Source organism: Geminocystis sp. M7585_C2015_104, from assembly GCA_015295805.1.
Taxonomy (GTDB): domain Bacteria; phylum Cyanobacteriota; class Cyanobacteriia; order Cyanobacteriales; family Cyanobacteriaceae; genus DVEF01.
Map to the genome: position 1 here is coordinate 13,497 of DVEF01000093.1, position 18,560 is coordinate 32,056.

An 18,560-nucleotide genomic window follows, 5' to 3' on the forward strand; every position below is an offset into this window, starting at 1 on the left:
CTAAATTATGGGTTATAATATGTAAGGGTCAAGAGGAAAAAAACAGTTTAAATAAGTGCTGTTATTGTAATAGTAAGAAAGGAGTGGCATGAGAGTAGCCGTAGAAGAATTGATAACCCCAGAAATAAGCAAACCTGCCCGTTATTTGGGTAACGAATTGGGGGCAAAACACAAAGACTGGGAAAGTGCTACCGTAAGATGGGTGTTGACATATCCAGAAGTATATGAGGTGGGGGCCTCTAACCTAGGACACATAATCCTCTATAATATCCTCAATACCCAGCCAAGACAACTGTGCGATCGTGCCTATCTACCTGGACCGGATTTGGCAAAGAAAATGCGGGCAACCAACACCCCCCTGTTTGCCCTAGAATCCAAAAGAGACGTAAAGGATTTTGACATTCTCGGTTTTAGTCTAAGTTATGAGTTGGGCGCCACTAACATCCTAGAAATGCTTAGTCTAGCCCAAATCCCCCTCACCTGGAAGGAAAGACAAGAAGGCAATTATCCCCTCATTTTCGCCGGTGGACAAACCGCCACCTCTAACCCCGAACCATATGCTGACTTCTTTGATTTTATCGCAGTAGGCGACGGGGAGGAATTATTACCAGAAATCGGTTTAGTGGTAGAAGAAGGGAAGAAACAGGGCCTCAGTAGGCAACAATTACTACTGGACTTGGCTCAAATTCCAGGTGTCTATGTGCCCCAATTCTATGATATGCAACCCGATGGCACAGTTAAACCCAATCGTCCAGACGTACCCGAAAGAATCCTAAGACGTGTGGCTACACCCATCCCAGCCTATTCTATCGGTTTAGTGCCCTATGTGCAAACAGTACATGACCGTCTGACAGTAGAAATTAGAAGGGGTTGTACTAGGGGATGTCGTTTTTGTCAACCGGGGATGTTAACTCGCCCCGCTAGGGATGTAGAGCCAGAAGATGTTATAAATACCATTGTGGAGGGGATGAGAAAAACAGGATTCAACGAATTCTCCCTATTATCCCTCAGTTGCTCCGACTATCTCTCCCTCCCGGCTGTAGGCATTGAAATCAAAAACCGTCTCAAGGATGAAAACATCTCCCTCTCCTTGCCCAGTCAAAGAGTAGACCGTTTTGACAAAAATATTGCTAGAATAGTTGGGGGTACTAGGAAAACAGGATTGACCTTCGCCCCGGAAGCCGGAACCCAAAGACTACGAGACATAATCAATAAGGGGTTAACCAACGAAGACTTACTCCGAGGAATACAAACGGCAGTAAGGGAAGGGTGGCAACAGGTGAAACTCTACTTCATGATTGGCTTGCCTGGGGAAACAGATGAGGATGTAATAGGTATTGCCGAGACGGTTAAATGGTTGCGGAGGGAGTGTCGTCATCTAAGCAGAAAACCTCTTGACTTCCATCTGACAATTTCTAATTTTACCCCCAAACCCCACACCCCTTTCCAATGGCATTCTGTTTCCACCGCTGAATTTATCCGTAAACAGAATTTGCTAAGAAGAGAATTTGAGGGGATGAGGGGAGTGAAGGTAAACTATACCGACGTGCGGATTTCCGCCATTGAAGACTTCCTGGGAAGGGGTGACAGGAGACTTGCAAAAGTTATACGTCGCGCCTGGGAATTGGGCGCCGGTATGGACGCCTGGTGGGAAAATATAGATAAAGCCTATCAGGCATGGGAAAAGGCTATCAGTGAAGCCGGCTTAACCTGGAAATATCGTCAAATCGAAAGGGGTGAGTGGAACGTTTTTGAGGCCGATACTGGTAAAATAGACTACGATGCACCTCTTCCCTGGGATCATATTGATACTGGCATAGACAAAAAATGGCTCAAAGAGGACTTACAAAGGGCACTACAAGAAGTAGTTGTACCTGATTGCTCCTTTGAGGGTTGTAGTAGTTGTGGGGTATGTAGCCCAGAATTTGGGCACAATGTGGTAGTGACTCCCCCTCCTATCCCTGAGTATGAGGGAGACTTCAAACCCAATCAGACGGTAGTGCAAAGACTCCGCGTCTGGTTTGGCAAAGAGGGAGACATGGCATTGATAAGTCACTTGGATTTAATGCGTTTGTTTGATAGGGCCATCAGACGTGCTGGTATGCCCATATCTTATACTGGAGGTTTCCATCCCACTCCCAAGATTTCCATAGCCTCTGCCTTACCCCTTGGGATGACAAGCAGTGGGGAAATTGTAGAATTCCAGTTACATACCCCCATGACGGTTGAAGAATTCAGGCAAAGACTGACAGCACAACTCCCCCCCGGTTTACCCATTTTCCAGGTAGAACAAATCCCAGTCAAGTCCCCTTTTGCCACCCAACTTTTAGACAAAGCCGAATATACCATCACCCTTGCCGCCGATAAACCCACTCCCCCCACCCAATGGCAGTCTTGGATAGAGGCACTATTAAACACCACCACCATCGAGAAAGAGAAAACCGGCAAAGATGGCAAGAGGAAAGTGGAAAATCTCCGGGAAAACCTTTACCATCTCTCCCTCCTTTCTGCCCAAAAAGACACTGCCACTCTGAGGTATGTGGGAAGTGCCAAAAATGACGGCTCCCTCTTGACACCAGAAAAGGTTTGTTATATGCTGGAGAGGATAAGTGGTGAAAGTCTTACCCTCCTCAAAGCCCACCGCGAGAGGATACTGCTTCGCTGCCAAGGCGAGTAAAAGGGGCGGGAGGTGATTCTGAGTCAGGGGGCAACTCCACACTAAACCCCTCACAAACCCCTACATCATAATCCCTAAATCCCACCCCCTAAATCACCACAAAGGGGGAAAAGAGATAAAATTGAAGTAATGGACAAGGGTATCTAAAAACCATGAATCTAGAAGCACAATTAGCCCACCTAGTGGCAGAAGCCCCCAAATACGGTGTCCCCTCTATTATAATGGAAAAGGGCGTTATACCTGTAATCAGCGCCTTTGCCCAACAGTTGGGACATACTGAGTATTATCTCCGACAAACCACAGATAATAACCTAGTCCTGACTATTCTGGCAAATGAGAAACACCCGGAATTAGAAAAAAAAGTCATCTACGCCTTCCCCACCGCCGAAGATGCCACCCAATTCCCCGATAACAAAACCAGTAAACTGGAAATTGTACCCCAAGCCTTCCCTGTCAGCCAAATCCTCTTCCAAATGTTTACCATGAAGGAAGTGGACAGTATTATCTTCATAGACAACCCCCAACAGTATCAGCAGAGTAAAGAGATCTACTGCCACAAACTACAGGCAGCAATACGACAGAGTCTAACTAACCTGGTGAATGCCGTAACTAACAACAGCAGGATAGTTTAAACTAGGCCTGAGAATAGTATCTATCCTCGGCTCGGCGATCGCAGTACTCCATCAACTCTGTCAAAGAGTCAGGACAGTCCACTGTGACAATTGTACCACCAATCTCGTCAAATTCATCATTGGCAGGACAACGCCACAAGGGTTTGACTGTAATACTGATGTCCGGGGCAATTTCCTCGTCCTCCTGAGGGGGGCTTAAAATAACTTCAAAATTCCCCTCAGGATTAAAGGTTTTGTCTACAATCAGTCTGACCCCTTGCCGTGTAAGGTCCAGGGTAAAACCTAAAAAATGCCCCCCCTCGTCTAACACCCGGCATACCGCCAAAATGCGTCTGGTGTGTCGTTTCTCCTCTGGAGGGGAGTCGCCTTTTGCCTTTTCCATTTCCATAGACGCCCCCGCCTAATTCCTCCTTCTTTGGATCTTAGTACTTTTTTATCCTAGCCGGCTAGTAGTTGCCACCCTCTTCCTGTGGCACTTCTGGGGGTGGTGTTTCTTCTTCCGCTTGGGGTGGGGGAGACTGTAATGCCTCTTTTTCTTTCCCGGCGGCAGTGGGGGTGTTTTCAGTATTTTCCGCCTTGGGGGTGAGATTGTCTGAAGCTGTTGTGTTGGCCTCTTTTGGTTTCGACTCTACTCCAAGGGTGACGGGGGGATTGTCTTTGGAAGGCTGAGTAACTGCTACATTGGGTTTGATAGTAGGAAGATTATCCTTTAGGGGTTGAGTTGCCGAAGGGTTGAATTTTAAAGCAGGTTTTGTAGGGGGGGGATTGTCTGTTGACGGCTTATTGGCGGCTGAATCGGGGGTGTTATTATCCCTGTTTTCTCTAGAAGATGTACTATTTTTGACCTCCCCCTCCGACTGTGTTATTTCCGAGGCGGGGGGAGTTTCCCTTTTTTTTGTCTCACCCACCCCCTCCGAGGTTTTGGCTGTCTCACCCACCCCCTCCGAGGTGTTGGCGGCGGCACATACTGTGCTATCGTAGGTGAATCTCACATCTACCAGATAAGGGGTGTTGTTACCAGTGTCATTCTCAAACTGATGGGATTTAATTTGTTTCAATGCGGTTTCATTCAATAGGGGATAACCCGAACTTTTTAGCAATTCCGCCTCTGACACTTTTCCTTCAGGGTTTACCACAACACCATAACTGGCGACTCCCTCCCACTTGCCACTACAGGCTTGAGGCGGATACAAACCTGTAAACTCCAACTGTTTTGGCCTAATGTTTTGCACTCGTCTTGCCCAGGCAATATAATTTCTCCTAGCCACCTCATCACTGGTATTGTCTCCCTCCAACCCTGTCATGGGGGGGTTGTTGGCAGTGACTTTTTCCTCCAGTGTGGTGGGAGTGGATGTGTCGGTGGGTTTTAATTTTTCCTCAGGTTTTGCCAAATCTAAGGCAGACTGATTACGCAAGTCAATTTTAATATTCCGGTTATTGATCACATCCCTGGGATTGACGGCAATCTCAATGGGTTGGTTGGCAAATAGTTGTCTCCTAATTTCCGCCCTTTTGGCTTCGTCCAAGATTTCCTGTTGTTTATTCGTGGCAGGGGGAGGAGGTATATCATTGTACTCCCCTACTGGCACTTCAGGAGGTAAGGAGGCTATAGTGGTTGAAGTCACGGGCGGGGGGGGGGGTAGAGGGGGAGAAGGAGAGGGAGAGGGAGTGGGGGAGGAAGACTGATAATCATATTGGGAAGAGGGAGACGTGTTGGAGGGAGGAAGTGGAGAAAAATCGTAGCTAGCCGCCTCGGGGGGTGGCGGCAGAGGAATATTGTTGGCTACCGCCGGCGGGTTGGAAGCTGGAGACTGTGAAGTTTCCCAAGGGGGTGGCGGCAGGGGGATGACATTCTCCCCACTGACTGGTGTTTGTGATTCTGGCGGCAAAATCCCCATGCCATCCAGGTTGGGGAGTCTTGTTTGTTCTATCGGATTAAGTTCTATTACAGGAGTAGCACCAATTTTTTGTGCCTGGACATCCCCCCCAATTCGGGGCAAAACCGCATTAAAAAACACCCCATGGGCAGAAATAGAAGCCAAAAGGGGCCAATTTATCTCTTTAGCTACCTGGCTTAGCAAAAATGACCAGCTTGCTGTTTTTTTCTGCCCACTGTTGTTATTATTAATCATGGCATCCCCCTTGTCTACTACTCCCATTATTGTAGCCACTCCCTATAGGTTTAGTTTTTCCATCAAAGTCTCGATATGAAAATGCTCTTGGATTAACTGTTGCATACATTCTACCTTGACTGGCTCATGGAGTCTTACCTTGCCAAAGGCCCGATTGACTATTTCTACAGTGGTTAGGGTATCACAGTCCACCATTAGAATGGGAACCTCTAAATCCTCCGCCCTAGAAAGAATTAATGGTTGGGGAGGCACATGTCCTGTTAAAATCAAACAGGTGGTAGAACTCTCTAAGGCCGCTAATTGCAAGTCAGTGCGATCGCTTCCTGTAATTACGGCCATATTCCTCCCGCGGCGGAAGTATTCCAAGGCGGCATTCACATTCATCGCCCCCACCGTGAGGGATTCTACCATCAAATCCAGACGATGTTCACAGCATAACACCCTTGCCCTCAGTTGTCGCACCAATTCCCTAACACTAACACTCTGCAGTAGCCTATTTTTGGGGAGACAGGCTAAAACTTCTATCCCCCTACTGTGGTAAAAGGGTTTCAACTTGTCTTCCATAATCTCCACGGCTTCTGGGGGCACACTATTAATCAATACCCCAATGAGTTTGTCTTGTAAAAGCTGTTTTGCCAGCAGGATTTGATCTACATTTGTGTTCAAGTTGTATCGAACCACTATTAGTACCTGTGCGGGGAGGGCATGTGCCATTTCCGGGACAGAAAGATTAAATAATTGTCCTTGAAACAAGTTGTTGGCACCTTCCAATAGAATCAAATCTCCCTCCAGGGAGTCACAGTATTGTTGCAACTGCAGGCGGTATTGATTCTCCTTGCCAAGGGAAGAAATAATGGTTTTCTCATCTAAAAGCAATAAGGGGGGCTTAAGACTATTACCCCCCAGACTCAACAGTTGGGAAATAAATTGCAAATCCTGTTCATCCTCCAGCCTATCATTTTCCTGAAAACAGGTGCCAATGGGTTTGCCATAGGCCAATTTTATCCCTCTTTGTTGTAGTTGTTTGGCAATACCGATGATGGTGGCCGTCTTTCCCGTATAAGCCTCTGTGGATGCCACCAGCAATGTCCTCTTGTTACCTGTCATAGTGTTTACCTTCCTCCTCACTGAATATCTACATCTACAATACCCCCTTACTACTGGGAATTTCTTGTAAACGACGACAGTCTCTTTCTAGGGCCTGACGCAAGGATCTTGCAAAAGCCTTAAAAGTTGCCTCGATTATATGGTGGGAGTTAATCCCATCCAATTGCCGAATGTGTAAAGTAATAAAGCTGTTATTTACAAAGGCTACAAAAAACTCCCTCACCAACTGGGTATCATAACTCCCTACCCTTTCCGTAGGGATTTGTAGGCCATAACTCAAGTGGGGCCTTCCTGAGAAATCCAATACCACCTGAATCAAAGCCTCATCTAAAGGCGCGACGAAATGACCAAAACGATTTATCCCCTTTTTGTCCCCTACCGCCTTGGCTATGGCCTGTCCCAATGTAATACCTATATCTTCATTTGTGTGATGATCATCGATGTGGGTATCACCAGTGGCTTGGATTTGCAAGTCCACAAGCCCATGGGAGGCAACCTGTTGTAGCATGTGGTTCAGGAAGGGTATGGGGGTTGAAATGTCACAAAGGCCTGTGCCGTCTAGGTTTACCGTTACCAGAACCTCAGTTTCCTTTGTAACCCGGTGCACCGTGGCAACCCGCGGCGGAGGATTAACAGGCTCTTTCTTCTCTAGTGATGCTACAGTGTTAGTAGGTGTTTCTGTCAGTCTACTAGCCGAGTGAGAATCCATTGGGCAGATAAAAGTGGCGCTGGTGTTATTCAATATGTTGTCATCTATTTTCCCTCATTTTTCCCACTAATTTCAAGGACATCACAGAAACAGACACATCCATGCTAGTAGTGGTAGAACTAAGTACTATTTTATCAGGGCTGGCCAAGGACTGGGTGGACTTTTCTCGCTTGGGGCATTGTTATTTGCCGGAGGTGGTTTGGCGGGAGGTGGAATTTTTAACCCTTCGCGCCGTCACGGAGAAAGAGGAGAAGATAGCCAGGGAATTTACGCGTTTTTTCCCCGACAGTGGCTGGCAAATCATCTCAGACATGTCTCCCTTGCCTATGGCTAACATCCTAGAAGGGATGGACATGAGTAAAAAAGCGCGACTCCTGATGGGCATTGCTGAAACCGTTTATGATTTTACCCTGAAAAACCCCCAAGAGTTGATAGTCTTAGTCACCAGCGAAACCAACCTCAAGACTCAATTAAAGCAGTTAAACTTGAAAAATCTCGCCATCATTCCCCCCAATCAACTCAAAAACTGGCTAAAGACTGGCGTAATCCCCCCTACCATCGCCGAAACGGCTGCTGCCTGTGATTATACTATTGCCCCTCCGTCACCACAACCCACAGACACAAACCACCCCAGACTTCTTTTACAAAATACTAGTAGTAATGTTTTCTTCCCCGCCACCAGAAGAAGACAAAGGGGTGAAAATCCCCTCTTCATTGTAATCCATAGTATCTCTGCCATTGTTTTCCTGTTGGTGGCAGTAGGGTTGACATGGTATTTAATATCACCCCAGTCGTTTCAAGACTTCCTACGCCTTCCCCTTCCCGGCAACAGTCAGAAAAAATAATCTCCTTGGCGTACCTAATATGCTAAGGTTTCTAGAGTGAAGCGTAAATACTCTGCCACCAGTTCCTCTATATCCCCCTCTTTTTGATTTTCCTGACACCAGCTGTTGAAACCGGATGTTTTGGCAATTGCCCTTTGTAAACTAAGCCACATTTCTCTATCCTCAGGAATTTGTGTATTATTTATGGTTGTACCTGCCATTTTCTTCTCCTGTTGTCCTTATCCTTTTTTCCCTAGGATAACCCAATTATCTACTTTACGATTGTAACCCAAAACACATAAGTCTGTCCCTGCCAGTTTCCCCTCTGTGGCGATAGGGGGAGACTGCCGCAAGCCCGGGCAATAGACATTATCATCAAAACCCCCATCCCTGACAATACAATAGAAAAGACGGCTGAAGATTAAAATTGGCAACCGCCTCCAAGGCATTAGACTGTAGTAATGACGCCCAAAGGAAAGCCCTAGAAAGTCTAGAAGGGAGTTTTTCACAAAGGCAATTAAAAAGGGGGAGAAGGGAGAAGTGGAAAGGACACAATTGAGAATGTGGCCTCCGAAACCATATTACATTGAAATTGCCTTATCTTGTGAGCTCCTCCCTGCCACAGGATGGGTTGAGAGGACAAAGATTTTGGGAAAATTGAGCTAAACAAGAGGGAGTAAAAACCCGTTTAGTATTAGTGCCCCAGACGGGAAGAAAGAGGAAATGGGAAATCGGAAAACAGGCATTACAGACAGAAATTGCCACGGCAATCAAGGTGGTATCAAGGGCGCTGGCAGACGGGGAAATTTTACATCACCATCGAGGATTTAGCCCAACAGGGAACAGTGCCCAACAGTGGCGCTGAAATACGAGGGATTCATGGCGGTCATTTTAGCATCATACCATGATACAGACATTTATAGTAAACCGCCAGAAGACCCAAGTTATTAGTGGCGTTAGGCCATTGCGAGTAGTCCGGCAATAGGGCCACACCCCCAGAAACCCTTGCCAAACAAACCTAATTACTTAGCCTGTCTTCACCCCGTCAGTTGTTTCAGTTACAATCAGTAATTCTTTTATAATATTTTGTACTCCAAAAATAGGAGAGAATTTAAGCGGCTAGGCCAAATCAGCATACTGGAAAAAGTCAGCCATGAAAAACCCATTGCCGTCTAACCCCAATTAACTCCACCTTTTGTTAATTGCCTTGACTAGTAAGGTCTAACCTACAGCCGATAAACTCACCGATTTCCCTTGCCAATCTTTCCGCCTCCCCCCACTGGGATTTTGAGGCGATAAAAAGAGATTCTCTATTAGTCTTAAACAGTATTTGAACCTTATAACTCTCTTTTTTCCCCCTCACTATCACTACTTTCACACAGTCCACATCTGCCAGCGGGTACACCTTCTTGTGGGAAAAGAGTAAACCTTTCTCCTCATGGGTGACAGTGCGGAGGGGAAGATTAATTGTAATAGTCACTGTTATAAAAAATAATACCAATATTATTGAGAATGATGAGAAAATTACAAAGGGCAACAGAAGTAAGAGAAGCTCCACCCAGTCAATGCCGTTGTACTCAACAAAGGAAATGTCTTTTTGAGGGGATTGGAGAAAGGCGTTTAATTCCTCTGCCCTTTTACTCCCCCAGGAGGAACAGTTGGATAATGGTATTTTTTCTGCTGATTGGTTGCCATATAAGATAAAATCATAAAATACTGCTTTTCCACTCCTTCTCCGTTGGCAGTCGAATTCTTTAATTTCAAAATACTGACTCTCCTTTGTGGGGAATATTTGAAACCTTGGCCTAAAAGTGACAGTACAGTCTGTTGTTGTTAATTCCGGATTTTTCTTATAGCAAAAAAACTCCAACCCTCCCACTTCGCCCAGATAATATACCAAGCCAGCCCCAAACAAAACCGAAGCGATTATAAAAGCAAATACTAGTAGTAAGTTATTTCCCTTTACTACAATCTCACTGGCGTTCCTTTTGACAAGTGCCATTGAACTCTACCAGCAACTCGTAACCATGCACAATTTTACTACAGCCCGTTATAACTAACCATTGTCCCCTTCTTGTATTCAACTCCTTATGAACCTTTGACTAATAACTTTCGCCCGCATCCGATGAATTCACTCATTTCCACTGCCAGTCTCATTAACTTCCCCATACTGTGTTAGTCTCCGGAGTATATGGAATACTGAGGATTTGGTATTACTAGTAAATACAGTCCATCATGGGCATCGCCGTCGGAGTTTGTGGTTTTCTCAGGCAACGCATACAGTCTACGTTACAGTCTACGTCGGCCGGTGGGTGGACTGTGCGGCTACATTTCATGACTTTTTGACGCTGAGCTAAAGTTATAGTCCTATGTTTGGAAACTTGTATTATGCCAGCAGTAAAGCCCTGTGGACAGAGGACCAATTAAACCCCTAAAATTGTAACACTTTACTATTTTGGTAAATTACTAAACTCCAGGGAGAGGCAAGAAGGGCGTTTATATCAGTGGCCATCTAGGGGGTTACATTTATTCCCGGCAGGTGTACTTCTTCTTACCGATTGGAATTAGAGTACCAGGCAGTGGTGACTATTGGTTTGTAGCTTATGATTCAATCTGTCAGTTTTGGTTCTGTTTTCCCACAAGCCACACATCAAAAGTGTAATACCCCCACAAGGTATCCCTACCTCGGCACTTATGATTCTTCCCCCCGTTGTGGGGTTGACTGAGTTTGTGCCAGTTGGCCTATGGACTTGAGGGCATTGCCCAACTCCATGGGGAAGAGGATGACTGTGTTGGAGGGGCTATTGGCCAGGCCGTCGATAGTTTGTAACGTCCTCAACTCCAAGGCAATGGGGTTTTCCGCCATCAGTTTTGCTGCCTTGGCTAGGTTTTCTGCCGCCAGACGGTCACCTTCGGCTTTGGTGATAGTGGCTCGTTTTTCTCTCTCTGCGGAGGCTTGCCTGGACATTACCTTCTTCAATTCTTCTGGCAAGTCAAAGTCCTGTAGTTGGATGGATTCCACTGTCAGCCCCCAATCTCTGACCTTCTCCCCTACAATAAAGGCTATTTGTTCTTGGATTTTTTCCCTCTCTGACAACAACTCGTCCAATGAGTAGGAGCCTACTACATCTCGTAGGGCAGACTGGGAGTACTGGGAGATGGCAAAGCGGTAGTCCTGCACCTTGGTAACGGCCAATTCCGGTTTTTTGACACTGAAAAATAGAGCCCCGTCAATAACTACTGGTACGTTGTCTTTAGTTATGGCCCTTTGACGAGGGATATTAATTACTTGTACCCTAGTGTCTACAAATCTTACTGTTTCAATAAAGGGCAAAACGTAAAACACACCCGAACCCCTCACCTCGGAATATCTACCTAGGGTGAGGATTACTCCCTTTTCCCACTCCGCCGCTACCCTGACGCCTCCCACCAACTGACTCCACAAAAAACTGACAACTGCTGCCCCGCCCAACCATCCTACACGTTTCCCCAGGTTTTCCCCACTAAGACTCCCGCCAGTGGCCACTAGGAATATAAAAATAGTGGGTATCCACAAAAGAATCGCCCTTATGGGCCCACCCAGGGAAACATGTTCCACATGGGGCGCAGCATAAACCCTAGCACCCTCTCTGCTGAGACTCTCTTGTTCACTAGTTTCCATCTTTTTATCCTCCACCCCTTACCCTATTCCACCCCCATTCTACCACGGCCGGGTTAAGACTCTGTTAAATTCTCTTTTTAATACTCCGCAACCGCCAATAAACTGTTAAATAGATTGCTGTATTTTCCCTCTCTGAATATACAATAGCTCTGCTACGAAACTAAGAATATTTGAGAAAAAATAAATGAATAAATTTAGCGTTTATTGAGGGCCAATTTAAATAATTCCCAAATTTTAATTTCATAAAATAATTAAAAGACACCGCTAAAATGCAAAAGGGTGGAGGAAGATTGAGGAGATGAATTATTGTTATTATCTCCCACGGCGGGCCTATGGGGGTGATTTACCGACTACAGGACGAATGTTAATGGGCTTACCACAGCCACTCCCCAACATTGTAACTTTTACCCTTGCCTTAGATTTAGTTGACTATACCCAAATATACCAAGGTTCACAATAATACAATAATAGTGCCAGTGTTATGGTCCAGGACAAAATTGTTGCCCACCATGTGCCTTTAATTGTTAATTGTAATTGTCCCCCGCTGATGCCTTGATAGCGATTCAACTGGGAAATGAGGGTTATATTCTCCGCTGGGCAGGGGCTGGATTTTCCCATGGCATTGAAACCCCAAAACAGACTAACAGTATATAGTGTAAAACAACACCTCATGGAGAAAGACAGCAGACGGAGGTATGTAACTTTACCGTAGGATCTAGGAATTCCTGCCACCTTATCGTAAAGCTCTGACTTTTTGGTGGTATTCTCCACAGGGCTTATACCAAGTTCCTCAGCTCTCTTTTAACCTTATGACGCCCCTGAAACCTGAAATTGGCAAGCATTACTACTATAGCTCTTTTATACTCATTGGTTCGCCTGATTTCTTCCAATAACTTGCCATAGCTCTGTGAACTGGCCTTCCTTTAAGTGGAGGCTCTTTTCTGGGGATATGTCCCATCAGGAAAGCCTATAGCTATGTTATATTCCCTATAAAGTGTGCACAAGCTGAGTGCACTGTTTCTGATACCTTTAAAAAAACCCCACTGGCGTCTTGTAGTCTTCTGTAGTTAAACGATCTGTATCCTTATTTGAAGCCCTCTTACATGGGTTAAAGAATACCCTACTTGATACTGTTGATATTTCTGAAGTGGTAGCAGAGGTAGAACAGTCAGTCCAACGGCTGAAAACCGTTAAAATGATAATGTGATAGAATAGCCACCTAAATGCTACCCCCTTTCTGCAATAGGTTTTGTTCTAAACTATAAGACTGCTAATTTCCCTCCACATTTGTCCCTCCCATCTGATATCATTGCCTCCATGGTAGTCCAGTGTTTAGATAATCGCCACTAAGACGACTATAAGCTGGCCCCCCATTGCGAGAATAGAAACCATAGGCTATCATGGCTAATACAGTGTCTAAGTCCCACCACCCTTGACTGACTCCAAGTCTCCCTTTTCTGCAGAAGAAGATTACCAGTGGTTAGATGAAGACGAGGGGGAAAGGGGAGAAAACCAAACTCCTCCGGCTAATTCCCCCACTTCATCCCCCGGCGGTAAGAAACACTACCAGTATAGACAGGAAACCATCTCCCTGGTGGAAAGTGCTTTTTTGGCAAGCACTGCTAGTATCATTTGGCTCATAGATTATTATTTCCGTTTTGGCCCCTTTTTGCGTGTATTATTCCCCCTCCCCATTGCCCTAGTTTACCTGAGACGGGGAAAAAGAGCTGCTATAATCACCACCATCGTTTCGGGACTATTGCTAACCATCCTTATGGGGCCTCCCCGCAGTATCATCTATATTATCCCCTATGGCCTGATGGGAATACAGCTGGGATACATGTGGCGTCTTGGGGCTAACTGGTATATGTCTGTACTTGCAGCCAGCATTCTGGGCAGTTTCGGCTTTTTCTTCCGTTTTTGGCTGTTTTCCATCCTCCTGGGCGAAGATTTGTGGGTTTACGTCATCAGTCAAATTACTAACCTGGCAGATTGGCTCTTTTTAAAACTGGGAATAATTGCCCGCCCTAGCTTTTTCCTAATCCAACTATTGGCCATAGCTGTGGTATTGTTGAATAATATCATCTACTGTCTGACTGTACATCTGGTGGCCCTATTAATGTTCGATCGTCTTCATACCCCTATCCCTCGCCCACCAAAATGGCTACAAGTAATCCTGGACTACGAATAGGCTTATCATAACAACTGGCCATGACACTGGATGATATTAAAATCTACACGGAAACAGAAAGGGGAAGAAGATGGCTAGAAAAATACCAAAACCGTAAACCTATTTTCACCTGCACTTTTGCCTTCACCGCCACCGCCAGCATTGAGGGCATTTCCAATGCCGGTAATACCCCCTCTTCCCGTCGTTTTACCGCCCTAGCAGATGCGGAATTCCTGGCTAAGGGCATTCAACCCCACCCCGTATTTCCCCTACCACCCCTTTCTGCAGGTGTCTCCCCCACCCTTATCAGTCGCGCCGTGGTAGAAAAATGGGATTTGCCTCTATATCTGTTTAATGCCGGTTTACCCTATCCCCCCTCCGTCTCCATGATAGACTTGGGCGGCAAGACGGCTGATTGTGTCTCCACGGGTAAGGCTTTGCCTCTGTCTGTGGTAGAACATCTCCATCAACAGGGGCTAAAATGGGGTACAATTCTGGCAGAAAAGGCTTTCCCCCACCAGTATCTCTTGTTGGCTGAGTGCGTTGTGGCTGGCACTACCACCGCCTTGGCCGTCCTAACGGCTTTACGAATCCCCGCCTATGGTATGGTAAACAGTAGTCACCCCGTCTGCAATCACCAACAAAAATGGCAAATCGTCTGTCAGGGATTAAGCAAGACAGGGGGCCATCTTAACACTCCCCTGGAGATTATAGCCGCTGTTGGGGATCCAATGCAAGTGGTGGTTGCCTCTATCGCCCTTGCCGCCAGTCAGAAAGTGGGAGTTATGTTGGCCGGGGGCACCCAGATGTTGGCTGTTTTTGCCCTTGTAAAAGCCCTAGCGCACCACTATGACTACCCCCTCCCTTTAGACAATATCATCGTTGCCACCACCCGTTGGGTAGCAGAGGATTACACAGGCAATACGGTGGCTTTGGCAGAAAATGTGGGGGATGTCTCCCTCTGTGCCACCCAACTGGATTTTACTAACTCTTCCTGGGAATGTCTACGCGCCTACGAGAGGGGTTTTGTTAAAGAGGGGGTTGGGGCTGGTGGGAGTGCTGTTGCCGCCCATCTTCTAGGTGTGGACAAACACCAGTTACGAGGGATGGTGGAAGTTATGGTTTCCCGTTTCCTTCTCCAAACGGTGTCGCAATGTTAGTAACTCCTCCTCCAACGAAGCTATCCTATAATAGGCCGCAGTTAACTGTGCTGTCAGCCGGTTTACCTGTTCCTCACAAGATATATTGGTACATTTAAGTGAAGATACGGAAAAACATTTCTCGTCGTCGATGATATCCTTGTGATTTTCAGCAGTATGTTGCGTTTCTATCTCTTTCACCCCCTCGGCTAAATCGGAGTTTCTCGTCCATTTTTCTAACCCCGGCCACCCCACATACTCCCCTAGTTCCTTTACCATAGAGTAAATTTGATTCAGTTTATTGTTAAGTTTTGTAAAATAATATGCCTGGTCCTTCATAGACAGAAAAATCCAATACAATTGTTAGCAAAAATTATTCCTCCTGTTTCTTATGCTAGAATTAGTTCCCCAAAAAGCTGTCATTATTCCCGATTCATTTAAGATTTTCTATGACTGTTGTGTCATAATCACTATCCCCAGCACTCAACAGTGAAATTTAACAAACAGTTGTGCCTATCCCACATATCCCATGTCATTACCACGGAGGGAATTCTTAAAATTCTTGGCCACCACGACAGAGGCAATCAGTTTGATTAGTCTGTTATCAGCCTGTGACAGTGAGAATGTCTCAGAATTAAACATCGCCTTTTTAGCAAAATCCCTCCCCCCCCAACTACTTGCCAGCCTAAAGAAAAATCCCAGTCTCAAAACAGTCAAACTAAAACCAGAAGCCAGTCTGGAAGTACTATATCAACTCCTGGTTGCCCGAGAGGACAAAGATAATAAATCCCCCTCTCCACACCTGGTTTCTTTGGGGGATTACTGGCTAACACTGGCTATTGACAAGAATTTAATTCACTCTCTGGCATTATCATCTCTTCCTCAATGGCAACAAATACCCCCTAAATTCCAACAGCTGGTGACGAGAGACAACAAAATATGGGGTGCACCCTATCGCTGGGGGTGTACTATGATTGCTTACCGTCAGGATTTGTTCCAATCCCTTGGCTGGCAACCCTCCCACTGGCAAGACTTGTGGCATGAGGATTTAAAAGGGCGTATCTCTCTCCCCAACCACCCCAGAGAAGTTATTGGCTTGGTGTTGAAAAAATTAGGATACTCCTACAATACCCCTAATCCCCAATCCATCCCTAGTCTCATTGAACAATTACAAACTCTCCATCAACAGGTTAAATTCTATGATTCCCGTAACTACCTCCAACCGCTAATTCTTGGCGACACCTGGTTGGCAGTAGGATGGTCTAGTGACATTGTACCAGTGGTTCAACGCTATCATAAAATCAAGGCTGTTATACCCTCCCCCGGCACCTCCCTTTGGGCAGACGTTTGGGTTTTACCCTCTATAGCTAATCTCACACCCGCCCAGAAGGAGATGATTTACCAGTGGGTAGACTTTTGCTGGCAACCAGAGGCTAGCAAACAAATTAGCCTGTTTACCAGTGGCTATTCCCCTCTTCTAACACATATCCCCCCTGATGTTGTCATCCCACCCCCCACTCCCGCCATCCTAGACAACAGTGAATTTATATCCCCCTCTCTCTCCCCAGCCTACCGTCAAATATGGCAGTCTCTTTTCTATTGAGTCTATTGAAACTGTTTGGCTATTCTAACAATTTCCTTTGCCAAATCAAAATCTTTTTCTGTAATACCCCCGGCATCGTGAGTAGTTAAACGGACTGTAACCCTGTTATAGGAAATCTCTAAATCCGGATGATGTCCAGCCTTTTCCGCCGGCGCCACTAGCCGATTCACAAAGTCTATTGCCTGCACAAAGTCCTTAAACTTGTAGGTAGTACTAATACACTGCCCATTGGTGATCCAACCCGGAAAGTCTACCAGTCTTTGTCTTACCTCCATCTCATTTAGAGTCATTTTTCCCTCACCATGCACTATCTATTTTTGTTCCATGATACTGCCTGTTGTTCACCCCGCGCCACTGTCATCTTCTAGCGGTAACTACTTAGGGGAGCCTTTGTTTCTTTATTTTAGTTTTTTATTTTTGTCCATGTGTTTATTTTAGAATATCGATTAGGACAGACTATAAAAAAAAAATCCCCCAATTCTCCCCCAATCCCCATGTAAGGGCTTGTAAGGTAAGGGCTTATGGTTGTAGGCCCCCCAATCCCCCACAAACCCACACTCCTACCCCCCTGGCCATTTATTTGTCCGATTGCACCTATGTAAAATACTAATACATACAGTGGTAAGAAAAAAGAGATGAACAGTTCAGGAGTATTCAAAAGGGCACTCCAATCCTTACAAACTAAACAATTCACAGGGAGAATTGACGTCAAGAGGGCAAATGGGATTCAGTGGCGGGTATATTTTTGTCTCAGTCGTCTAGTATGGGCAGATGGTGGTTATCATCCCATTAGTCAGTGGGAGAAATTGTTCAAGAAATACTGTCCCGACATAGATCCTAGACTATTAGAAGTAGAAAAACACCAGGAATTCGAGTGTTGGAATTACCATTTGTTGGTATTTTTATTGAAGCGATTTTTGATTACCAAAGAGCAGGCATTATCTATAATTAAATCCAACATACTCCAAACTATATTTGATATTTATCAGGCGGAAACAGAAGAAAAACTAAGCTATGAAATAGTTAAGGTAAGGGAATCTTTCCCCGAAGAATCTGGGCTGAAAAACATCATCTCCCTACTAACTATTCAGTCCATTGTGGAAGAGCTAGAAAAGGAATGGCAACTGTGGCAAAAACAAGGTATTACCCGTTATAATCCCCATAAAGCCCCCATTGTCAAGAATCCTATCCTGCTGCAAGGCGCATTTCAGGGTAAGGAAAAAACCTACAAAAAGTTGGTATCTCTGCTCAACGGGAAATCCACCCTAATAGAAATAGCTGAAAAATTAAATCTCACAGTATTCAAACTAATTGTATGGCTGAAACCCTTTTTAGAAAAGGATTTAATCGCCCTGGTGGAAACAGAGGATAAACCTACAAAGTTTGGGGCAAAGGCTGTCACGAATAGCGGAAAAAAAGTCGATAAAACCACCTCGCAAATCCTCATTATGTGCATTGATGACAGCATACAAACTTGTCAAATAATGGAGCATATTATCACCGAGGCAGGCTACCAATATGTAGCTGTTAGAGATCCCTTAAAAGCCCTTCCTGAGATCTTGAAACATAAGCCAGACTTGATTTTTTTAGACTTAATAATGCCTATAGTCAATGGTTATGAAATATGTTCTCAGATACGTAGAATCCGAGCCCTGAAAGACATACCTGTGATTATTTTAACTAGTAATGATGGCATGTTCGACAGACTTAGAAGCAAAATTGTTGGGGCTAGTAGCTTTTTAAGTAAACCTATTGACCAAGAAAAAGTTCTGGCTAAAATTAGATACTTCCTCCGTCGCAGCCCAACTAATATTGACATAGAAGAGCTATTGTCTGTGGATACAGAAACGGAAAAGTAGCACAACCTCATTACAACAAAACTAAGACGAATATTGTCAACAGTAGA

Annotated in this window: 18 protein-coding genes; 8 read left to right on the forward strand and 10 right to left on the reverse strand. The window is 45.3% G+C overall.

The features are described 5' to 3' along the window. Window positions 1–88: 88 nt before the first annotated feature. Entirely contained in the window at window positions 89–2,677 is a 2,589-nt protein-coding gene (locus IGQ44_11180) for a TIGR03960 family B12-binding radical SAM protein (protein ID HIK38536.1), read from the forward strand. A gap of 152 nt (window positions 2,678–2,829) precedes the next feature. Continuing rightward, window positions 2,830–3,309, forward strand: a complete 480-nt coding sequence (locus tag IGQ44_11185; GenBank protein ID HIK38537.1) for a hypothetical protein — start codon at window positions 2,830–2,832, stop codon at window positions 3,307–3,309. A 1-nt stretch (window position 3,310) separates the two neighbouring features. Here IGQ44_11185 and IGQ44_11190 read toward each other — a convergent pair whose 3' ends face one another. The 4 genes from IGQ44_11190 to hisB are packed head-to-tail and all read right to left on the reverse strand — an operon-like array spanning window position 3,311 to window position 7,257. Beyond that, window positions 3,311–3,697: a PilZ domain-containing protein gene (locus IGQ44_11190; protein HIK38538.1), complete on the reverse strand. Its 387-nt coding sequence runs from the start codon at window positions 3,695–3,697 to the stop codon at window positions 3,311–3,313. A gap of 58 nt (window positions 3,698–3,755) precedes the next feature. Then, window positions 3,756–5,468 carry a TonB family protein gene (locus IGQ44_11195; protein ID HIK38539.1) on the reverse strand — a complete coding sequence of 571 codons (1,713 nt, stop codon included), beginning with the start codon at window positions 5,466–5,468 and terminating at the stop codon, window positions 3,756–3,758. 15 nt (window positions 5,469–5,483) lie between these two features. Next, complete coding sequence (locus IGQ44_11200) at window positions 5,484–6,548, reverse strand: phosphotransacetylase family protein (protein ID HIK38540.1); 1,065 nt, start codon at window positions 6,546–6,548, stop codon at window positions 5,484–5,486. Window positions 6,549–6,582: 34 nt separating this feature from the next. After that, complete coding sequence (gene hisB / locus IGQ44_11205; GenBank protein ID HIK38541.1) at window positions 6,583–7,257, reverse strand: imidazoleglycerol-phosphate dehydratase HisB; 675 nt, start codon at window positions 7,255–7,257, stop codon at window positions 6,583–6,585. 101 nt (window positions 7,258–7,358) lie between these two features. Here hisB and IGQ44_11210 point away from each other — a divergent pair, with 101 nt between their 5' ends. Beyond that, window positions 7,359–8,102 carry a hypothetical protein gene (locus tag IGQ44_11210; protein ID HIK38542.1) on the forward strand — a complete coding sequence of 248 codons (744 nt, stop codon included), beginning with the start codon at window positions 7,359–7,361 and terminating at the stop codon, window positions 8,100–8,102. Between the two features lie 14 nt (window positions 8,103–8,116). Here IGQ44_11210 and IGQ44_11215 read toward each other — a convergent pair whose 3' ends face one another. After that, window positions 8,117–8,302, reverse strand: a complete 186-nt coding sequence (locus IGQ44_11215) for a hypothetical protein (protein HIK38543.1) — start codon at window positions 8,300–8,302, stop codon at window positions 8,117–8,119. Between the two features lie 18 nt (window positions 8,303–8,320). Then, window positions 8,321–8,515, reverse strand: coding sequence for a hypothetical protein (locus IGQ44_11220; protein ID HIK38544.1), 195 nt, complete (start codon window positions 8,513–8,515; stop codon window positions 8,321–8,323). Window positions 8,516–8,839: 324 nt separating this feature from the next. Here IGQ44_11220 and IGQ44_11225 point away from each other — a divergent pair, with 324 nt between their 5' ends. After that, complete coding sequence (locus IGQ44_11225) at window positions 8,840–8,989, forward strand: hypothetical protein (protein HIK38545.1); 150 nt, start codon at window positions 8,840–8,842, stop codon at window positions 8,987–8,989. Window positions 8,990–9,279: 290 nt separating this feature from the next. Here the strand turns inward: IGQ44_11225 and IGQ44_11230 are convergent, their stop codons facing one another. Beyond that, window positions 9,280–10,083 (reverse strand): hypothetical protein, encoded by an 804-nt coding sequence (locus IGQ44_11230; protein HIK38546.1) that lies wholly within the window; start codon window positions 10,081–10,083, stop codon window positions 9,280–9,282. Between the two features lie 690 nt (window positions 10,084–10,773). Beyond that, entirely contained in the window at window positions 10,774–11,742 is a 969-nt protein-coding gene (locus IGQ44_11235; protein ID HIK38547.1) for a slipin family protein, read from the reverse strand. 1,432 nt (window positions 11,743–13,174) lie between these two features. Here IGQ44_11235 and IGQ44_11240 point away from each other — a divergent pair. Together IGQ44_11240 and IGQ44_11245 are read left to right on the forward strand one after the other, a co-directional pair. Further along, a complete protein-coding gene (locus tag IGQ44_11240; GenBank protein HIK38548.1) occupies window positions 13,175–13,933 on the forward strand; it encodes a DUF2232 domain-containing protein in 759 nt (252 codons plus the stop codon). A gap of 20 nt (window positions 13,934–13,953) precedes the next feature. Next, entirely contained in the window at window positions 13,954–15,072 is a 1,119-nt protein-coding gene (locus IGQ44_11245; GenBank protein HIK38549.1) for a TIGR00303 family protein, read from the forward strand. Here IGQ44_11245 and IGQ44_11250 read toward each other — a convergent pair. Continuing rightward, complete coding sequence (locus IGQ44_11250) at window positions 15,010–15,330, reverse strand: hypothetical protein (protein HIK38550.1); 321 nt, start codon at window positions 15,328–15,330, stop codon at window positions 15,010–15,012. The genes IGQ44_11245 and IGQ44_11250 overlap by 63 nt on opposite strands. Before the next feature lie 250 nt (window positions 15,331–15,580). Between IGQ44_11250 and IGQ44_11255 the strand changes: the two genes are divergently transcribed. Next, window positions 15,581–16,654: an extracellular solute-binding protein gene (locus IGQ44_11255; protein HIK38551.1), complete on the forward strand. Its 1,074-nt coding sequence runs from the start codon at window positions 15,581–15,583 to the stop codon at window positions 16,652–16,654. Window positions 16,655–16,656: 2 nt separating this feature from the next. Here the strand turns inward: IGQ44_11255 and IGQ44_11260 are convergent, their stop codons facing one another. Beyond that, window positions 16,657–16,944: a 4a-hydroxytetrahydrobiopterin dehydratase gene (locus IGQ44_11260; GenBank protein HIK38552.1), complete on the reverse strand. Its 288-nt coding sequence runs from the start codon at window positions 16,942–16,944 to the stop codon at window positions 16,657–16,659. A 345-nt stretch (window positions 16,945–17,289) separates the two neighbouring features. On the opposite strand from IGQ44_11260, the gene IGQ44_11265 reads away from it, so the two are divergent. Beyond that, the gene (locus IGQ44_11265) at window positions 17,290–18,513 is read left to right on the forward strand and encodes a response regulator (protein ID HIK38553.1); all 1,224 of its coding nucleotides are present in this window, start codon (window positions 17,290–17,292) and stop codon (window positions 18,511–18,513) included. Window positions 18,514–18,560 lie beyond the last annotated feature (47 nt).